Below are 19,338 nucleotides of genomic sequence, written 5' to 3' on the forward strand. Positions count from 1 at the left end.
TTTTTTCGGGAGCAAAAACGAAAGGATTTTCAAGACGACCTGTCCCGCTATTTGCTCTATCTTTTTATCTTGTTTGAAAAAAAACAAGATAAAAAGGATGCCGCTACTATCGGGGCTATGCTACCATTTTTTGTGCTTTGGAACCAGAAGAATAAAATCAAAATTCATCTTTCAAAACTTTGTATCTTTGCGGTTCAAAAATACGTGAACGAAATAGGATTTCTTCGTTCCTCGCAATTACAAATGAACAAAACCATCCAACTTCAAGATTTACGAAATAAAGATTACAAAGAAACTTGGGAATACCAAGAAGAATTGTTCAAAGGAATCGTTGACTTGAAAATCAAAAACAGGAGAGAGGAAACGAGTTTGCAAACACCTAATTATTTCCTTTTTGTAGAACATCCACATGTTTATACGTTAGGTAAAAGTGGTGATTTAAGTAATTTACTTTTATCCGAAAAACAACTCGAAGCCAAAGGAGCTACCTTCTATAAAATCAATCGCGGCGGTGATATTACGTATCACGGTCCTGGACAAATTGTAGGATATCCCATTATTGACTTAGAAAATTTTTTTACAGACATTCATAAATATTTGCGTTTTTTGGAAGAAGCTATTATCCTTACTCTTCAAGAATTTGGAATTGCTAGCGGTAGAAGCGAAGGTGAAACAGGTGTTTGGTTGGGCGCAGGAACTCCATTTGCAAGAAAAATTTGTGCTATGGGTGTGCGCGCTTCCCGTTGGGTAACCATGCACGGATTTGCTTTAAATGTAAATGCCGATTTAGGTTATTTTGACAATATTATTCCGTGTGGGATTCGCGGTAAAGCCGTAACATCATTAAACGTAGAACTCGGAGTGGAAACAGTAAACGAGGAAGAAGTAAAAGAAAAAATCTTGAAGCATTTCTCTACTCTTTTTGATGCGACTTTTGATGAATTTGAAATCTAAATTTCTAATTTTAATTGTTCCGGCAATAGTCGAAATGTCACTCGGTGGTATTTCGTAATTCCATATTTTCGTATTGCTTCACGATGTTCTTGCGTAGGATAACCTTTATTTTTTTTCCAATTGTACATTGGGAATTCCTCATGAATCGTATTCATATACTCATCACGATACGTTTTTGCCAAAACTGAGGCCGCGGCAATACTCATAAATTTAGAATCACCTTTTACAATACTGGTATTTGGAATAGATTTTAATAATTCAATTTCATTTTTAGAAAATTGTTTTCCGTGAGAATTTTTCAAACCCAGTTTTGCATTTAACATGCGGTTGCCGTCAACAATAATAAACTCAGGTAGAGGATTTAATTTCAAAACACATTCTTGCATTCCTTTCATCGAAGCATTCAAGATGTTTATTTCATCAATCTCTTTCGGATGTAAATGTGTGACTGCAAACGTAATGGCCTGTTGTTCAATAATAGGCCGTAACTTTTCTCTGATTTTTTCAGATAGTTGTTTGCTGTCATTTAGGATTTCGTTTTCAAAATGGAAAGGTAATATTACTGCAGCTGCAGTTACAGGACCTGCAAGGCAGCCACGACCAGCTTCATCAGTTCCGCTTTCAAGGATGATTTTCGAAAAATTGTTTTCGAGCATATTATTTTATTTAAGGCAACAAATATTATAAAATTTTCGATGTAAAAATTCGTTAGCTATCTATTTGTTATAAGAATCCTATAAAATGCTGTGTTTTTTTATTTATATGTTTTTATAAATTACCTTTGCTTGATTAAAATTGTAAAAATAATTGACTAATTATACCCACTTTCAAATGAGAATTTTCTTTTTTATTATTTTTGTTTCATTCTCCACGTTACTGTTTTCTCAAGAAAGAAATAGTCAAGAAATAGATTACAATAGCAAATACAATAGTTCGGATTCTATCAAAAAGGTAACACAACCTATTGCTACCATAGATATGTATCGCGTGATTACTTTGGATAGAGATACAACTTACATAGATACTTCACTTACTATCCAAAAAGAATACAGTCATAATTATTTGCGAAAAGACAATTTTGGACTTTTGCCTTTTGCAAATGAAGGTCAAACGTATAATACTTTACAATATAGTCTGACTGATTTTTCTCCACTTCCAGAATTTGGTTTCAAAGCAAAACATTTTAATTTTTTGGAGGCGAATCAAATTCGATACAGTTCAGTTGCCACTCCAGTTACAGAATTATATTTTAAATCAACTATTCAAAAAGGACAGTCTACCGATGCATATATTGCTTTAAATACCTCTGAGAATCTCAATTTTTCGATGGCTTACAGAGGATTGCGCTCTCAGGGAGAATATTTAAATCAATTGGCAAGTACCGGAAACTTTAGATTCACGGTAAGTTATAATACTAAAAACAAACGCTATTATTCTAATGCGCATTTTACAGCTCAAGACATTTTAAATGAAGAAAACGGTGGAATCACAACTATTAGTGATTTCGAAAGTGAAGATCCAAAATACAATAACAGACAACGATTTGAGGTCTTTTTTTTAGATGCTCAATCATTTCTGAAAGGAAAAAGAGTGTTCTTAGATCACAATTTTAGAATAAATGCTAATAAAGGAGCGAATAATTTATATGTAACGCACCAATTTAATTATGAAAATAAGTTTTTCGAATACAATCAAGCTACCGTTCCTTCAACTGTAGGTTCTGAAATTGTATATCGATTTGGTGCTTCTTTTAAAGATAGTGGAATCAATGATCAAACGCATTACAATAAAATGTATAATAAAGCTGGGTTGACTTATGAGAACACGACGTTAGGTAAATTTCAATTTTTTGTCGAAGATTTCAGGTCTAATTATTACTACAATCAGATATTAATTTTTGATGATAAAATGATTCCGGGTTCTTTAGCTCAAAAAATAAATAATGCCGGAGGGCAATATGAGTATCAAAAAAATAAATGGAATGGAAAATTCTTGTATTCAAGATCGATTACGAATCAATCATTATCAAATTTGGATGCTAAGGTAAAATATGACGTTAATGATGAAACGCAAGTTTCATTTCAGTATCAAAACATAAACAAGTTGCCTAATAATAATTACAACCTCTATCAAAGTAGTTATGTTCAGTACAACTGGTCAAATGATTTCAAGAATGAAAAAATAAATTCGATTAGTGCCAACGCAATTACGCCATGGTTTAATGCATCTTTACAATATTCAGTTCTAAATGATCATTTGTATTTTAATGATGTATCAACCGATGCGCAAATATTGGTTAAAACACAAATTATTGCTCCGGCACAATATGACAAAACTATAAATTACCTGTCAGTAAAAGCTAATAAAGAATTTAAATTTGGAAGATTTGCTTTAGATAATACGGTTCTATATCAAAAAGTAGATCAACAAGAAGCTATTTTAAATGTACCCGAAATAGTGACAAGAAATACGTTCTATTATTCGAATTATTTTTTCAAAAAGAATGCTTTGTTTTTACAAACAGGGATTTCGTTTAATTATTTTACAAATTATTTTGCAAATGACTATAATCCAGTAATAGGAGAATTTTTTGTCCAGAATAAAAAAGAAATTGGAAATTCTCCAAACTTTGATTTCTTTATTAATGCCAAGATTCAAAGAACAAGAATTTACTTTAAAGCAGAACATTTTAATTCTTCCATATCAGGAAACAATTTCTACTCGTCGCCTAATAATCCGTCTCGTGATTTTACAATACGATTTGGTTTAGTCTGGAATTTCTTCAATTAATGAACAGTATATTATTTAACAAAAAGATTAATTTTTAGCATTATAACTAGGTTGATTTTTTAAGTGATAAATAAGTGATGTGGCTTTATTTGAAATTCAAGCTTAGGAAATTAATTGCGAACGCAAAATCCATAAATCAATATTTTTTTGTAACAAAACGCTATCTTTGTATGGTGATTTATAACAATAAATACTCTTAAATGGATAACAAAATGCACTACGCTGAAAATATATTAGGCACAATAGGCAACACACCATTAGTAAAACTAAATAAAGTTGTTGCTGGTATAGAAGCTTTGGTACTTGCCAAAGTAGAAACCTTTAATCCAGGAAATTCTGTCAAAGACAGAATGGCTGTTAAAATGATTGAAGATGCTGAAGCGGATGGACGATTAAAACCAGGAGGAACAATAATCGAAGGAACTTCGGGAAATACCGGAATGGGATTGGCATTAGTGGCTATCATAAAAGGGTACAAACTTATTTGTGTGATTTCGGATAAACAGTCCAAAGAAAAAATGGATATTCTTCGTGCTGTAGGCGCAAAAGTAGTCGTTTGCCCTACTGATGTTGAGCCAACAGATCCACGTTCGTATTATTCAGTTTCTAAAAGATTGGCGGAGGAAACGGCAAATTCCTGGTATGTAAATCAATACGATAATCCATCCAATTCTTTAGCACATTACGAGCAAACCGGACCTGAAATTTGGGAACAAACCGGTGGTAAAATCACTCATTTTGTTTCGGGTGTAGGAACTGGAGGAACGATTTCTGGAGTTGGAAAATACTTGAAAGAGAAAAATCCGAATATTAAAATCTGGGGAATTGATACCTACGGTTCTGTATTTAAAAAGTACCATGAAACAGGGATTTTCGACGAAAATGAAATCTATTCTTATATAACCGAAGGAATTGGCGAAGACATATTACCAAAGAATGTTGACTTCTCTTTGATTGACGGGTTCACAAAAGTAACCGATAAAGACGCGGCAGTTTATACTCGTAAAATAGCACTTGAAGAAGGGATATTTGTAGGGAATTCAGCAGGTGCAGCAATAAAAGGATTGTTGCAGCTCAAAGAACATTTCAAACCAGAAGATGTGGTTGTGGTTCTTTTCCACGATTCAGGAAGCCGTTATGTAGGTAAAATGTTCAATGATGACTGGATGCGCGAACGCGGTTTTCTTGATGAGGAAATCAAAAAAGCAGAAGATGTTATCAAAGATCATCTCGATAAACCATTGATTGTAGTGCGTACCGAAGAATTAGTTTCACACGCTATAGAAAGAATGCGTAAATACAAGATTTCTCAAATTCCGGTGATTGACGTCACAGGATTTGTAGGTTCTGTCGATGAAAGTGATTTGTTCCAAAGTTACGTTGCCGATAAAAATGTTGCAGACAGACCTATTAAAGAAATTATGGGAAAACCATTTCCAATAGTAAAATTAGGAACCTCAATAGAAGAAGTCTCGAGACTATTTACCAAAGAAAATGATGCAGTTTTGGTTGAATTAGAAAATGGGAATCACCATATTATTACTAAATATGATATTATTGGATCGATAAAATAAGGTTAAAACACAATTCATTTTTTATACTTACACCTGCAAGGTTTTTTTTAACCTTGTAGGTTTTTTTGTTTTTTAGAGAGTTTAGATTTAACTAAAAACTTTTCAATAGTCCTAAATTATATTGATATTTATTAAGTTTAAAAAAGGTCTTTTACTTCTATTTTAAGGGCTTCAACAATTTTTAGCATGGTGCTCACTTTCATTTCTTGCTTTCCTTTAATATACTTTCTTAAATTTTCAACGTCCATATCAGCATCGTGGGCAACTTCTCTGGTTTTTAATCCTTTTTCTTTGATAATTTCCTCAATCCGCTTCCCTAAAAGGATAATTTTTTGACTCATTTCCGATTTTCGAACTCTTTTTTCCATAAATGGAAAATTACTTTCGTCTGATTAAATAAATAGGATTGAATGAATCAGGTTGTATTCAACCGTTTTTTATATATTTGAAAAATATAATTATTTAAATGAAATTATGTGCTATAATCCAAGCAGGAATATCTACTTCATAATGTATTGATTTTTTAAAATACTTCATTTAGAATCAATTTAAAAAACACATTATGATAAAAGATATAGAACGTAATAACGAAAATATTTCCATAAACGATAAATCAATTTCCATCTTAAAAGAACACTTTTCGTCTTGTTTTAAAAAAGATGGTAGTTTTGATATTGAACGATTTAAGGAAGAACTGAAAGACAAAGTGGATGTTGTTCACGAAGGTTACGAACTTAAATTTCTTGGTAAAAGCTATGCCAAACTTTTGGCTTCTTTGGATACTACAACGGTAATTACGCCCAATCCAGAACACAATAATTTACCCGAAAACAAGAACAGTGAAAACATTTATATAAGTGGAGATAATCTTGACGGATTGAAACATTTATTGAAATCTTATTCTAAAAGTGTAAAATGTATTTACATTGACCCGCCATATAATACAGGAAGTGACGGTTTTGTGTATAAAGACAATTTCAATTTTTCGGTGGATGAATTGCAAGACAAATTAAGCGTTGATGAAACACAAGCAAAAAGGATTTTGGATTTAACCAAAAGAAATTCGGCATCGCATTCAGCTTGGTTGATGTTTATGTATGCAAGATTGCAATTGGCAAAAGATTTATTGAAAGATGATGGCGTTATTTTTATTTCTATAGACGATAATGAGCAGGCAAATTTGAAGTTGTTGTGTGATGATATTTTCGGAGAGGAAAATTATATTGCTCAATTTTCTTGGCAAAAGAAAACTGGAGCTTCCGATGCAGTAGGAATTGCAACTATTACTGAAAGCATATTAACATATGTTAGAAAGAAAGCTGATGTTAATTCATCTTTTACTAAAAATAAAGATTTATTTGATGAAAATCGTTATGATTCAAAAGATGAGTATGAAGAAGAAAGGGGTAAATATTATCCCGATAATCTTGATAGAGGTGGTTTGAATTATAGTGATTCTATGAATTTTGGAATCAAATGCCCAGACGGCACAATGGCTTTTCCAAATGGGCGTACAGAATATTTTAATGATGGTTGGATTTGGAAATGGAGTGTAAAGAAAGTTCAATGGGGTGTTGAAAATGGATTTATTGAATTTAGAAGATCAAAGAATAAGGCAAATGGGTGGGCAGTTTGTTATAAAAATTATATGTTAGTTGATAATGAAAACAATGAAATGATTAGGTCTGCAGCCCATAAAAATTTATTATTGAACTTATTGAACACTAAAGGCACTTCTGATTTAAAGGAATTATTTGGTCAAGATATATTTAAAAATTCTAAACCAGTAGATTTAATTTATGAATTAATTTCTTACATCAATTTTAGTAAAAATGATATTTTTTTAGATTTCTTTTCTGGTTCTTCAACTTCGGCACAAAGTATTTTTAAACTTAATTCCAATGAGAATGATTTAAATATTAAATTCATAAATATACAACTACAAGAAGAATGCAAATTAAATTCAAAAGCATATTTAGCTGGTTATAAAACAATCGATGAGATTGGAATAGAAAGAATTATCAGAGCATCAAAGAAAATAAAATCGGAACCAAAAGCAGATATTGATTTTGGTTTCAAGCATTTTATTTTAAACGAACCCAATCAAAATACGCTAGACAAATGCGAAACATTTGATGCCGCTGGTTTACTTGGGGATGCTACCATTTTAGACGATTTTGGCACAGAAACCGTATTGACGACTTGGCTCAATAACGATGGATATGGATTGAATGCAAAGGTAGAGACAATAGATTTAGATGGTTATATTTCTTACTACTGCAAGAAACATTTATATCTAATTAATCCCGATTTTACTCAAGAAGCTATGGTAGCGCTTTTTGAGAAATACGATACGATTGCTGGTTTTAATCCAGAAAATATTGTGTTGTTTGGTTATAGTTTTATTGAATGGTCTGTTACCGAAATGTTAGAAAAGAATTTGAAAATTCTCAATGATAGCGAAAAGAATTTGAAAATCAATATTGATGTAAGGTACTAACTATGGAATTAATTTTAAAGAATGGTTTGCCTCATCAGGAAAAAGCAGTAAATGCCATTAGTAATGTTTTTGGAGACGGTAGTTTTGAGAAAAGTAATAATTATTATTCCAATCCTACTTTAGATTTGGACAAAGAATTATTGCTAGAACGTATCAAAGCGATTCAAAAAGAGAATACAGTAGATTTAGAATATGCGAATTTGAATGGTATTCAAAACTATTTGAATTTGGATATTAAAATGGAAACAGGTACGGGAAAAACCTATGTTCACACCGCCGCCATATTTGAACTTCATAAAAAATTCAAGATTAATAAATTTATAATTGTTGTTCCAACACTTGCCATCAAAGCAGGAACGAAACAATTTATACAGGATAGTTACACCAAAAAACATTTTAAAGATGTTTGCGGTTATGGAACTGAAATAGAATTACAAGTTTTAGAAGCAGGTAAAAATAAAAAAGGGAAAAAGTTTTTTCCGAGTACAGTTAGAGAATTTGTTTCTGGTTCAAGCCAAAACTCCAATAAAATATATGTATTGCTGACCAATATGGCATTGTTTAGCAACAGGAAAGATGCTATGTTGAATCGGGATGATTACGATTACGGACCAGAAGGATTTCATCGCCCAGTTGATGCGCTGAAAGCAACAAAACCTTTCTTGATTATTGACGAACCCCATCGTTTCTCAAAAGAACAAAAGACATTTGAGTTTATTACCAATGATATTCAGCCACAATGCATTATTCGGTTTGGTGCTACATTTCCAACAGTAACAGTTGGAAAAGGTAAAGTAAAAAAAACAATTAAGGATTATCATAACCTATTATACAATTTGAATGCTTGTGATGCTTTCAATCAAAATTTGATAAAAGGAATAGCTAAAGAACATTTTGAACCGTTATCAAATAAAGAAGATAAGGTAAAGATAATGTCAGTACAAAGCAAGACTGCCGTTCGATTAAATTACATTCAAAAAGGGAATTCAACAAAATCGTTTGAATTGAAGAAAGGAGATAGTTTGTCTTTAATTTCGACTGAATTAGAAGGAATTGTTATTGAGGCAATCGGGACAAATTATATTGAATTGTCAAATGGTCAGACCAAGTTTCAAGGCGAGGAATTTAGTACAGACATTTATTCTTCTTCGTACCAAGAGCAAATGCTAAAATTAGCAATTGACAGGCATTTTGAAACTGAAAAAATCAATTTTGACAGAAAGTTTAAGATAAAAACACTGGCTCTTTTCTTTATTGATGATATTCATTCCTATAGAAAAGATGATAAAAGTGAAAAAGAAACCTATCTGAAAAACACTTTTGAAAAGCTATTATTAGAAAAGATAAACGAAGTTTTACCTACACTTTCGGTTGAGAATGACAACGAATATATTGACTATTTAAAAGCATCGAAATTGGATATTTCGAGTTGTCACGCAGGTTATTTTTCGCAAGACAACACGAATTCGGATGAAGAAATAGCCAATCAAATCAATGAGATTTTATTTGACAAGAAGAAATTATTATCCATAAAATTGGACGATGGAAAGCTGAATACGAGGCGTTTTTTATTTTCTAAATGGACTTTGAAAGAAGGTTGGGATAATCCGAATGTGTTTACGATTACAAAATTGCGCTCCAGCGGAAGCGAGAACAGTAAAATTCAAGAAGTTGGGCGAGGGTTGCGTCTACCCGTTGATGAAAACGGAAATAGAATATCCAATGAAGATTTTAAACTCAATTATATTATTGATTTTACTGAAGCTGATTTTGCTGAAAAATTAGTCAAAGAAATTAATGATGAATTGCCAAAAGGTTTCATGATAACGGAGGAACAACTTCAAAAAGTAGCTAAAAAATTAGGTTTAAACTCGGATGATTTATTTACTGATTTGTTGATCAAAAAATTTATCGATAGGAATAAAAATGTTGTAATTGAAAATTCAAATCAATTTTTTGAAGAATATCCAGATTTTTCCACAGGATTGAATACTGGAAAAGTAATTGATAATAATAAAGGCAAAGAGCGAAAAGTAAAGATTAGACCTGCACAATACAACGAATTGAAAAGTCTATGGGAAGCCATAAGTCAAAAGTATTTGTTGTTTTATGAGAAAGTAGAAAATGGCGATTATTTAAAAAATGAATTAGTTGGTCTTTTCAAAAAGGATGTTTTTACGGATGTTGTTATATCAAGTTCAAGACAAGAATTGAATACTTCGGATGATGGCTTAATGGTATTAAACGAAAGTTACGGAGTTCAATATAAAATCATTAAAAGATTAGCTTACGGAGAGTTTCTAAAAAGAATAAACAAGCAAACTAATATTCCGATTCTTTTATTAAATCAGGCATTAATTCAATATGCTAAGACTAATGAAATAGATAAGGATAAAATAAATGAGTTTAGTGTGGCAAATTTTGTTTCGAAATTCAATGACTGGAAAACTAACAATCTCGCAGGCCGATTTTCTTACGGTAAAACGAATATCAAATTGAATGCAACTGCTTTGACTTTTGCAAATGGAACTCCAAGGGCAGAAATAAAACAAGGTATAATAGGAACAAAATTTGTTGAAGGAAATCCATCTGAAAAATATTTATATGATAGGTTTGCTTTTGATTCTCCATTGGAAAAAAATAATATTTTAGAGCAAGTACAAGAAGTAATCGTTTACGGAAAAATACCAAGAAGGAGCATTTCTATCCCAACAATTACAGGACAATCATACAGTCCAGATTTTATGTACGTCGTAAAAAAATCGGATGGAAATAAAGTTTTAAATATTATTGTTGAAACTAAAGATGTTAAAAATGAATCTGATTTAAGAAATATTGAATCTGTAAAAATTAATTGTGCCAAAGAATTTTTCAAGCAATTAACAATAGATGGTTATTCGGTGGCTTTTCACGAACAGATAAGGAACACAAAAATGAAACAAATTATTGAAGATGTTTTTGTTATGGATTAGCCATTTGCTATAAATAATGAATTGAATCAGCCTATAATGGTACCCTTTGCCAAAATTTTAAATTTTGACGAAGGTTTTTAGAATTAATGTCCATTTTGCAGAACTAATAGTTTTAGAACCCAAAAGTTTGCAAGACGAAATGAAAAGAAAGTTCCTGAATGTTTTGAATTTGTATAATTGATATTTTTAAAGTATTGGAATCGCGAAAGTTTAATATACGAAATGAAAGTAAGTTATCTGATACATTAAATTCGTATCATTAATATTATATTTGTGCTATAACTACTTTTCAATGAAAATCATTCCCGAAATACTTTTAGACGATTACAAAAAAAACTTCCCAAAAGGATTAGAAGATAAATTTGATGCGTTGCATGATGCTGAAATATCCAATGATTCGTTTAGTTTTTATACCTCAGTTGCATCTGTTTTTTCGAGTAAAATAGAAGGTGAGGAAATAGAATTGGATTCGTATGTAAAGCATAAACGATTTGGAATTGAATTTCTTCCAGATTACACCAAGAAAATTGATGATTTGTACAACGCTTATTCTTTTGCAAAAATAAATTCATTAAATAAAACCAGTATTGCCGAAGCGCATAAACTTTTAGGAAAACATATAGTGACAAAGCATCAGCAAGGAAAACATCGAATTCATAACATGTTCGTAACTACTGATGATGGACGAATAGAATATGTAGCGGCGCTTCCTCATCAGGTAAATGAAGAGATGAATGCCTTTTATGAAGACGTAGAAAGTTTACTCAAAATGGAATTAATTTTCCAGGAGGTTTTTTACTATGCCAGTTTAATTCATTTAGTTTTCGTGAAAATACATCCTTGGGATGATGGCAACGGTCGTACTGGCAGACTATTGGAAAAATGGTTTTTATCGGAGAAACTTGGTGAGAAAACTTGGTTTGTTCAAAGTGAAAAAAACTATTATCAGAACCATCAATTGTATTATTCTAATCTTAGAAGGTTGGGACTGGAATATGAATCTCTGGATTATGCTAAAGCAATGCCTTTTCTGGAAATGTTGCCAAAGTCATTGCTTTTGTAAATCTGAAATCAAAAATCGTTAATCCTAAATCTGAAATCAAAATGACCTTTACTGCAATAGATTTTGAAACCGCAACAGCATTCCATCCTTGCTCTGTAGGTATTGTGACCGTAGAAAACGGAATAATTGTAGATGAGTTTGTCAGTTTAATCAAACCGCCAAATAATCTGTATTCTCCTTTTACGATTCAAGTGCATGGAATATATCCACGCGATACAGTAAATGCAAAGTCATTCGCACAAGTATATCCTGAAATTCAAAAAAGACTGCAAAATAGAGTGGTTGTAGCTCATAATGAAAGTTTTGACAGAAATGTTCTGGCTAAATCAATGGCGCTTTATAATTTGGATTATGCTGATTTGAATATCGCTTCTCGTTGGGAATGTACAGTGAAAATTTATAAAGCCAAAGGATTAAAACCAACCAAATTAAGTGATTGCTGCCGAGAAATGAAAATACAATTAAATCATCACGAAGCGTTATCTGATGCTCGGGCTTGTGCTAAATTGTATTTATTGAAATAAATTTCTTTCATTTCTATTTTTTTATTACTTTAGTCTTTCATCTAAAGTTTTAAAATGAAAGAAGATTTTCTCCATTACCTCTGGAAGTTCAAGAAGTTCGATACTTTGAATTTGAAAACGTTCAATAATGAAGAAATTACAATTATCAATGCAGGTCAATATTTGGAACTAGCGGGTCCTGATTTCTTCAATGCTCAAATCACTATTGACAATCAAAAATGGGCTGGTAACGTTGAAATTCATCTTAAATCTTCGGATTGGTATGTACATCATCACGAAAAAGACGCAGGTTATGAAAATGTAATTTTGCATGTAGTTTGGGAACATGATACTGAGATTTTTAGAAGTAACAATTCTGAAATTCCAGTTTTAGAACTCAAAAAATATGTTGAAAAAGAAACGGTCGAAAATTATCAATCTTTAATGGCTCCTAAATCTTGGATTTTTTGCGAAAAGCAGCTAAAAGAGATTGACGAATTTGCTTTTGAAAACTGGCAAGAGCGTTTGTTTTTTGAACGTTTAGAACGGAAATCCCAACCTGTTTTTGATTTATTGGAACAAACGAATAAAGATTGGGAAGCGGTTTTGTTTTGTCTTTTAGCAAAGAATTTTGGTTTAAATACAAATGGGGAAATCTTTTTAAAAATTGCGCAATCTATTCCCTTTTCAATCATAAGAAAAGAAAGTTTTGAGGTTGAGAATCTGGAATCTTTAATTTTTGGAGCTTCTGGATTATTGGATTCAGAAAAGGAAGATAATTATTTCAAAGATTTAAAATTTCGATATTTTTATTTGTTGCATAAATATCAAATAGAGAAAATTTGTATCGAACCCGTTCAGTTTTTTAAGCATCGTCCGGATAATTTTCCTACGATACGACTTTCGCAATTAGCTAATTTGTACCACAGTCAGCAGAATTTATTTTCGAAAATAGCTACATTAAATTCATTAAAAGATATTTATGAAATTTTCCAAGTGACCGCTTCAGGATATTGGTTAAATCATTATCAATTTGATAAAGAAAGCCCGAGTAAAAAGAAACCACTATCTAAATCTTTCATTGATTTGATTGTCATAAATACGATAATTCCACTTCAGTTTGCTTTTGCAAAAAGTCAGGGAAAGGAAATTTCGGAGAATTTAATACGCCTTTTAAATGAAGTTGCTCCAGAGAAAAATGCAATTATAGATAAATTTAGTTCTTTTGGTATAGAGTCAAAAAGTGCTTTTGAAACACAGTCTTTGTTACAACTCAAAAATGAGTATTGTAATAAAAGTAAATGTTTAGAATGTGCTGTAGGGATGGAATTGTTGAAAAAAAGTTGATTCAGTTATTTTTAAAATTGTTAACCGGAGCATGCGGTAATGTTGTAAATTTGTTTCTGGAATTAAAGATTAATCAATGAAACAAATAAACTAAAAGATGTCAGTAATAATCAAGCTTAAGTTTTTTTTTGAGAAACACGGTTTTCACGTTTCTTCCCGTATGGCTGATACATTAGGAATGCGGGCCAGTAGTGTGCGATTGTTTTTTATTTACTTGTCGTTTGTTACTGTTGGATTGTGGTTTGCCGTTTATTTGACATTGGCTTTTTGGATTCGTTTGAAGGATTTGATTCGGGCTAAACGAACTTCTGTTTTTGATTTGTAAAATAATATAAATAAGAAAAAGGGATTATAAAGTATTTAAGTACTTCATAATCCCTTTTTTATTTTGTAAAAAAAAATTATTCTTTAGTATTGTTTAATACGCTGTTTTTCTTTCCGTAAGCAAAATAGAAAACAACACCTATTGCCATCCATGCAAAAAGTCTAAGCCAGTTTGTCCAGCCTAATCCAGCCATCATTAATACACAAGTGATAACTCCTAAAATTGGAACTAAAGGTACGAATGGTGTTTTGAATTCACGAACCATATTAGGTTCTTTTTTTCTTAGAATTATTACTGATACACATACTAATGAAAAAGCAAACAATGTTCCTATACTCGTCATATCTCCTACAATATCTCCAGGAATAAATGCGGCAAATGCACCAACAATTATTAAAATTGCAATATTTGCTTTGTACGGAGTTTTGTATTTTGGATGTAAGTCGCTAAACATTTTAGGTAATAAACCATCTTTACCCATTGCATAAAATACTCTGGATTGTCCTAATAGCATCACTAAAATTACAGAAGAAAATCCTGCTAAAATAGCTACGGTTACCAATTGACCCAACCAAGCGTATCCAATCATGTATTTGTTGATTGCAAAGGCTACAGAAGCTTCTTTACCACCTGTTCTAAAATCTTCTATAGTTGCTACTCCAGTAAGAACATGGGCAAATAATATATATAATACAGTGCAAATTGCCAATGAACCTAAGATGCCTATAGGCATATTTCTTTTTGGATTTATCGTTTCCTGTGCAGCCGTACTTACGGCATCAAATCCTATGAAAGCAAAGAAAACGGTTCCAGCGGCTCCAATTATTCCCCAAAAACCTCCAAATTTATGATCGATTCCATGCTCATCTGTGAAGATTGAACTTGCTGGAATATAAGGAGTGTGATTTGCCGGATTTACAAAATGCCATCCTATAACAATAATCATTATTACAATAGCAACTTTTACAATTACAATAATTCCATTTACAAAAGCTGATTCTTGAATTCCTTTTATTAGTAATAAACTAATCACACCAACTATGAACAACGCTGGTAAGTTGATCATTCCATGTTCACCTGTTATAGGGTCATTTTGAAATGGAGAGTGTGATAAAGAGTAGGGTATTGGGCTCATATGGAGCACATTGACCAGTAAGTTATTGAGGTATTCACTCCAAGCGATTCCTACAGTGGCAGCTCCCACAGCATATTCAAGGATTAAATCCCAACCAATAATCCAGGCTAAAAACTCACCCATTGTTGCGTAAGTGTAGGTGTAAGCGCTACCTGAAATGGGTATTGAAGAAGAAAGTTCTGCGTAACACAAGCCAGCTAATGCGCAACCGATTGCAGCAACAACAAATGCTATAGTTACAGATGGTCCTGCATTTTGTGAGGCAGCCATTGCCGTTCTTACAAACAATCCTGCACCAATTATGGCACCAATACCTAATGCAATTAGAGTCCAGGCGGTTAATGTTCTTTTTAATCCCTTTTCAGAATCAGCGGCCTCTGCTAAAAGCTGAGCTAATGGTTTTCTTTTCCAAATAGACATATTTATGGTTTTTTTGTTATTAAGCTTCAAATGTATTCTTTTTTGTAAAAAATAAAAACAATAATATGGTTTTAAGTTATAAAAAAAATAATCTATGCTAGTTTTTAGCGGTTTATTTTATAGAAAAACTCTTATAGTATGTAATTATGTCTAATATTCGGGGGATTGTCATTGTAATTTTTAGTTTTATGAAATATTTCCCTTAGAAATTGATCGGTCTTGATTTAATTTATAAATTTAGGATTCTTATTTGAATTAATCAACGCGAAATTTTCACATGGATTATAAAACAATTCTCACTTATTTTAAGTTCACTCGGGAACAGCGTACAGGTATTTTTCTATTGTTTGTGATTATTGTTGTTTTGCAATTACTCTATTTTTTTGTTGACTTTAATGCTGCTATAAAGAATTATCCAGAGAAAAAGAAATGGCTTTCATTACAATCTCAAATTGATTCCATGAAAACTGATAATTCTAAGGCTATCTCTAAAATTTATCCTTTCAATCCTAATTTTATAACAGACTATAAAGGCTATAAATTAGGGATGTCAGTTCAGGAAATTGACCGCTTGTTGGCTTTTAGAAAAGAAAATAAATATGTCAATTCTTCAGAAGAATTTCAAAACGTGACTAAAGTTTCGGATTCGTTATTAAATGCTATTGCTCCCTTTTTTAAATTTCCAGATTGGGTTAAAAATAAAAAAGAATTCAAAGCATACGTAAATGATCCAGGCCAGGCTTACGCCAAAAAAGGAAAAATTGTTTTAATCGATATTAATTTGGCTACCAAAGAAGATTTGATGAAAATTTATGGAATAGGTGAGGCCATATCGGTTCGGATTTTAAAGCAAAAAGAAAGTTTAGGTGCATTCGTTTCAATGGAACAAATGAAAGATGTTTGGGGATTATCACCTGAAGTTGTTGAAAATTTGAATACTCATTTTAAAATTTCAGTTCTCCCTAATTTTAAAAAGATAGATATTAATAATGCTTCTTTAAGGGAGCTTTCTCAGTTCTGTTATTTTAGATATGCTTTGGCCAAAGAAATTGTTACTTATAGAAGTATGACAGGTGATATTAAGAATATTGAGGATTTAATAAAAATTAAGGGATTTCCTGTTGATAAAGCAAATATAATTGGCTTATATTTGAGCTTTTAAAATAAAACACTGTCACGATGAACTTTGATTACAATGAAACGCAATTTATGATTGCACAATCTATAAGAGATTTTGCTGAAAAAGAAATTCGTCCAAATATAATGGAATGGGATGAAGCGCAAACTTTTCCTGTGCCTTTGTTTAAAAAATTAGGTGAAATGGGATTTATGGGTATTTTAGTGCCGGAAGAGCTTGGAGGTTCTGGATTAGGATATCATGAATACATTACCATTGTAGAAGAAATCTCAAAAGTGGATCCCTCTATTGGGTTGTCTGTAGCAGCTCATAATTCTTTATGTACCAATCATATTTTGACTTTTGGAAACGAAGAACAAAAGAAAAGATGGGTTCCAAAACTGGCTACCGCTGAGCATATAGGTGCTTGGGGATTGACAGAGCATGATACAGGATCAGATGCGGGAGGAATGAATACTACTGCAAAAAAAGATGGAGATTTCTGGATTGTTAATGGAGCAAAGAATTTTATTACCCACGCCATTTCAGGAGATATAGCTGTAGTTATTGTTCGTACCGGTGAAAAAGGAGATTCGAAAGGAATGACAGCTTTCGTATTCGAAAAAGGAATGCCAGGTTTTGCTTCAGGAAAAAAAGAAAATAAATTAGGAATGCGTGCCAGTGAAACTGCTGAATTGATATTTGATAATTGTCGAATTCCTGATGCCAACAGATTAGGAGAGGTAGGACAAGGTTTTGTTCAGGCAATGAAAGTTTTAGATGGGGGAAGGATTTCTATTGGAGCATTGTCACTAGGAATTGCTAAGGGAGCGTATGAAGCGGCGTTGAAATATTCGAAAGAAAGACATCAGTTTGGGCAGCCAATTTGTGAATTCCAAGGAATTTCATTTAAGTTAGCTGATATGGCAACTGAAATTGAAGCTTCAGAATTATTACTACACAAAGCGGCTTTCTTAAAACAACAGCATAAACCAGTTACCACGATGGGAGCTATGGCTAAAATGTATGCTTCAGAAGTTTGTGTAAAAGTAGCGAATGAAGCGGTGCAAATTCATGGAGGATATGGTTATATTAAAGATTATCCAGTGGAGAAATTCTATAGAGATTCTAAATTATGTACCATTGGGGAAGGAACTACTGAAATTCAAAAAATAGTGATTTCCAGAAATTTGTTGAAATAATAGTTTTTAGAAATTTGAATATAGTATAAAGAGTCAAGATGCATAAATTGTAGATTGGCTCTTTTTTTTGCGTGAAGGATGGAAGAGGAAAGTCCAGAATGCAATGAGGACTTGCAACGGACAGCCTGACGGCGAATGAAGTGACGTTTTGTGAATGATAAAAGTGGTGTCCGCCGGCACGCCCAAAAATAATCTATAATTCATGACTCATAATTCAAAATAATGTTTACTTTTGCACACTTAAAGAAAGGGGGTGTCTATATTATGTTAATTATACCAATTAAAGACGGAGAAAATATCGATAGAGCGTTAAAACGTTACAAAAGAAAATTTGATAAAACAGGAACTGTTCGTCAATTAAGAGCACGTACTGCTTTTATTAAGCCTTCAGTTACAAATAGAATCAAAATTCAAAAAGCGGCTTATATCCAAAATATGAGAGATAACTTAGAGAGTTAGTCAATATCTATTAGAATAAAGTACCGTTAGTCATTAAAGTTTTATAACTTTGATGCTAACGGTTTTTTTATGGCTACTAATAAAGATGCATTTCGGGATTATCTAGAGTTGGAGAAAAAATATTCTTCACATACCGTTACGGCATATTGTAATGATATCGCTTCTTTTGAATTATTTAATACGATTCATTTTGACCAAGAGGGTATAGAGCAAGTTAATTATAGTCAAATTAGAACTTGGATTGTTTCTCTTGTGGATGATGATGTGTCAAATACCTCGATTAATAGAAAAATCGCATCCTTGAAAGCGTTTTATAAATTTCTATTAAAAATAAAGCAAATAGAAGTGAGTCCGCTGTTGAAGCACAAAGCGCTAAAAAAACCAAAGATATTACAGATTCCGTTTTCAGAAAAAGAAGTTGTAGATGTGTTAAGTCATTTGCAAAATCCAGTAGGTTTTGAGGAAATAAGAAATAAACTCATAATCGATTTGTTTTACACTACCGGTATGCGAAGAACAGAGTTGATTCATTTAGAGATGGTTAATATTGATTTATCTGGCAGTACGGTCAAGGTGCTGGGAAAAAGGAATAAGGAGCGAATATTGCCGGTTTTGCCAATAATTATAAATCAGTTTTCTTTATATTTAAAGGAGCGTTCCTTTTTGTTGTCAGTGGTAGATAGTGATTATTTTTTTCTCACAAAAAAAGGGTTAAAATTAAATGATTCTTTTGTGTATCGATTAATAAATTCTTACTTTAGTACAGTCTCCGAGAAAGTAAAAAAGAGTCCGCATATATTACGGCATACGTTTGCAACTCATCTATTAAATAACGGGGCTGATTTAAATTCAGTAAAAGAATTATTAGGACATTCTAGTCTGGCATCAACGCAAATATACACGCACAATAGTTTAGCAGAACTAAAGAAAGTGTATGGAGATGCTCATCCAAGGAATCAGAAGTAATTCAGAAATGT

General features: G+C 32.0%; 16 protein-coding genes. 13 read left to right on the plus strand and 3 right to left on the minus strand.

Annotated features, from left to right (window positions below; translation table 11 throughout):
* Positions 1 to 243: 243 nt before the first annotated feature.
* On the plus strand, positions 244 to 954 hold the full coding sequence (gene lipB, locus T410_RS08150) for a lipoyl(octanoyl) transferase LipB (RefSeq protein ID WP_035674265.1): 711 nt from the start codon (positions 244 to 246) through the stop codon (positions 952 to 954).
* Here lipB and T410_RS08155 read toward each other — a convergent pair.
* Positions 951 to 1,610, minus strand: coding sequence for a ribonuclease HII (locus T410_RS08155; RefSeq protein WP_035670392.1), 660 nt, complete (start codon positions 1,608 to 1,610; stop codon positions 951 to 953). The genes lipB and T410_RS08155 overlap by 4 nt on opposite strands.
* Positions 1,611 to 1,785: 175 nt before the next feature.
* On the opposite strand from T410_RS08155, the gene T410_RS08160 reads away from it, so the two are divergent.
* Together T410_RS08160 and T410_RS08165 are read left to right on the plus strand one after the other, a co-directional pair.
* A complete protein-coding gene (locus T410_RS08160) occupies positions 1,786 to 3,744 on the plus strand; it encodes a putative porin (protein WP_035670394.1) in 1,959 nt (652 codons plus the stop codon).
* 212 nt (positions 3,745 to 3,956) lie between these two features.
* The gene (locus T410_RS08165) at positions 3,957 to 5,318 is read left to right on the plus strand and encodes a pyridoxal-phosphate dependent enzyme (RefSeq protein WP_035674267.1); all 1,362 of its coding nucleotides are present in this window, start codon (positions 3,957 to 3,959) and stop codon (positions 5,316 to 5,318) included.
* Positions 5,319 to 5,455: 137 nt separating this feature from the next.
* Here the strand turns inward: T410_RS08165 and T410_RS08170 are convergent, their stop codons facing one another.
* The gene (locus T410_RS08170) at positions 5,456 to 5,686 is read right to left on the minus strand and encodes a helix-turn-helix domain-containing protein (RefSeq protein WP_035670395.1); all 231 of its coding nucleotides are present in this window, start codon (positions 5,684 to 5,686) and stop codon (positions 5,456 to 5,458) included.
* A 194-nt stretch (positions 5,687 to 5,880) separates the two neighbouring features.
* Between T410_RS08170 and T410_RS08175 the strand changes: the two genes are divergently transcribed.
* The 6 genes from T410_RS08175 to T410_RS08200 all read left to right on the plus strand — a co-directional run bounded on the left by T410_RS08175 (position 5,881) and on the right by T410_RS08200 (position 14,028).
* A complete protein-coding gene (locus tag T410_RS08175; RefSeq protein ID WP_035670396.1) occupies positions 5,881 to 7,818 on the plus strand; it encodes a site-specific DNA-methyltransferase in 1,938 nt (645 codons plus the stop codon).
* A gap of 2 nt (positions 7,819 to 7,820) precedes the next feature.
* Positions 7,821 to 10,790 (plus strand): type III restriction-modification system endonuclease, encoded by a 2,970-nt coding sequence (locus T410_RS08180; RefSeq protein WP_035670397.1) that lies wholly within the window; start codon positions 7,821 to 7,823, stop codon positions 10,788 to 10,790.
* A 292-nt stretch (positions 10,791 to 11,082) separates the two neighbouring features.
* The gene (locus T410_RS08185) at positions 11,083 to 11,853 is read left to right on the plus strand and encodes a Fic family protein (RefSeq protein ID WP_035670400.1); all 771 of its coding nucleotides are present in this window, start codon (positions 11,083 to 11,085) and stop codon (positions 11,851 to 11,853) included.
* A gap of 41 nt (positions 11,854 to 11,894) precedes the next feature.
* Positions 11,895 to 12,377 carry a 3'-5' exonuclease gene (locus T410_RS08190; protein WP_035670403.1) on the plus strand — a complete coding sequence of 161 codons (483 nt, stop codon included), beginning with the start codon at positions 11,895 to 11,897 and terminating at the stop codon, positions 12,375 to 12,377.
* A gap of 54 nt (positions 12,378 to 12,431) precedes the next feature.
* Positions 12,432 to 13,703: a DUF2851 family protein gene (locus T410_RS08195; protein ID WP_035670407.1), complete on the plus strand. Its 1,272-nt coding sequence runs from the start codon at positions 12,432 to 12,434 to the stop codon at positions 13,701 to 13,703.
* A gap of 97 nt (positions 13,704 to 13,800) precedes the next feature.
* Positions 13,801 to 14,028, plus strand: a complete 228-nt coding sequence (locus T410_RS08200) for a hypothetical protein (RefSeq protein WP_035670409.1) — start codon at positions 13,801 to 13,803, stop codon at positions 14,026 to 14,028.
* Positions 14,029 to 14,104: 76 nt separating this feature from the next.
* Here the strand turns inward: T410_RS08200 and T410_RS08205 are convergent, their stop codons facing one another.
* Positions 14,105 to 15,583: an amino acid permease gene (locus T410_RS08205; RefSeq protein ID WP_035670412.1), complete on the minus strand. Its 1,479-nt coding sequence runs from the start codon at positions 15,581 to 15,583 to the stop codon at positions 14,105 to 14,107.
* A 277-nt stretch (positions 15,584 to 15,860) separates the two neighbouring features.
* On the opposite strand from T410_RS08205, the gene T410_RS08210 reads away from it, so the two are divergent.
* The 4 genes from T410_RS08210 (at position 15,861) to T410_RS08225 (ending at position 19,327) form a co-directional block, all read left to right on the plus strand.
* Positions 15,861 to 16,745 (plus strand): helix-hairpin-helix domain-containing protein, encoded by an 885-nt coding sequence (locus tag T410_RS08210; RefSeq protein ID WP_035670415.1) that lies wholly within the window; start codon positions 15,861 to 15,863, stop codon positions 16,743 to 16,745.
* 17 nt (positions 16,746 to 16,762) lie between these two features.
* Positions 16,763 to 17,902: an acyl-CoA dehydrogenase family protein gene (locus tag T410_RS08215; protein ID WP_035670417.1), complete on the plus strand. Its 1,140-nt coding sequence runs from the start codon at positions 16,763 to 16,765 to the stop codon at positions 17,900 to 17,902.
* Positions 17,903 to 18,166: 264 nt separating this feature from the next.
* Entirely contained in the window at positions 18,167 to 18,361 is a 195-nt protein-coding gene (gene rpsU / locus T410_RS08220) for a 30S ribosomal protein S21 (protein WP_035670421.1), read from the plus strand.
* A 69-nt stretch (positions 18,362 to 18,430) separates the two neighbouring features.
* Positions 18,431 to 19,327: a tyrosine-type recombinase/integrase gene (locus T410_RS08225; RefSeq protein WP_035670423.1), complete on the plus strand. Its 897-nt coding sequence runs from the start codon at positions 18,431 to 18,433 to the stop codon at positions 19,325 to 19,327.
* Positions 19,328 to 19,338: the final 11 nt, after the last annotated feature.

This window comes from Flavobacterium sp. 83 (assembly GCF_000744835.1).
In the GTDB taxonomy this organism is placed as follows: Bacteria; Bacteroidota; Bacteroidia; order Flavobacteriales; family Flavobacteriaceae; genus Flavobacterium.

Coding starts and splice junctions, on each gene's coding strand:
- lipB (WP_035674265.1), top strand. CDS start 244: ATGAACAAAACCATCCAACTTCAAGATTTACGAAATAAAGATTACAAA.
- T410_RS08155 (WP_035670392.1), bottom strand. CDS start 1,610: ATGCTCGAAAACAATTTTTCGAAAATCATCCTTGAAAGCGGAACTGAT.
- T410_RS08160 (WP_035670394.1), top strand. CDS start 1,786: ATGAGAATTTTCTTTTTTATTATTTTTGTTTCATTCTCCACGTTACTG.
- T410_RS08165 (WP_035674267.1), top strand. CDS start 3,957: ATGCACTACGCTGAAAATATATTAGGCACAATAGGCAACACACCATTA.
- T410_RS08170 (WP_035670395.1), bottom strand. CDS start 5,686: ATGGAAAAAAGAGTTCGAAAATCGGAAATGAGTCAAAAAATTATCCTT.
- T410_RS08175 (WP_035670396.1), top strand. CDS start 5,881: ATGATAAAAGATATAGAACGTAATAACGAAAATATTTCCATAAACGAT.
- T410_RS08180 (WP_035670397.1), top strand. CDS start 7,821: ATGGAATTAATTTTAAAGAATGGTTTGCCTCATCAGGAAAAAGCAGTA.
- T410_RS08185 (WP_035670400.1), top strand. CDS start 11,083: ATGAAAATCATTCCCGAAATACTTTTAGACGATTACAAAAAAAACTTC.
- T410_RS08190 (WP_035670403.1), top strand. CDS start 11,895: ATGACCTTTACTGCAATAGATTTTGAAACCGCAACAGCATTCCATCCT.
- T410_RS08195 (WP_035670407.1), top strand. CDS start 12,432: ATGAAAGAAGATTTTCTCCATTACCTCTGGAAGTTCAAGAAGTTCGAT.
- T410_RS08200 (WP_035670409.1), top strand. CDS start 13,801: ATGTCAGTAATAATCAAGCTTAAGTTTTTTTTTGAGAAACACGGTTTT.
- T410_RS08205 (WP_035670412.1), bottom strand. CDS start 15,583: ATGTCTATTTGGAAAAGAAAACCATTAGCTCAGCTTTTAGCAGAGGCC.
- T410_RS08210 (WP_035670415.1), top strand. CDS start 15,861: ATGGATTATAAAACAATTCTCACTTATTTTAAGTTCACTCGGGAACAG.
- T410_RS08215 (WP_035670417.1), top strand. CDS start 16,763: ATGAACTTTGATTACAATGAAACGCAATTTATGATTGCACAATCTATA.
- rpsU (WP_035670421.1), top strand. CDS start 18,167: ATGTTAATTATACCAATTAAAGACGGAGAAAATATCGATAGAGCGTTA.
- T410_RS08225 (WP_035670423.1), top strand. CDS start 18,431: ATGGCTACTAATAAAGATGCATTTCGGGATTATCTAGAGTTGGAGAAA.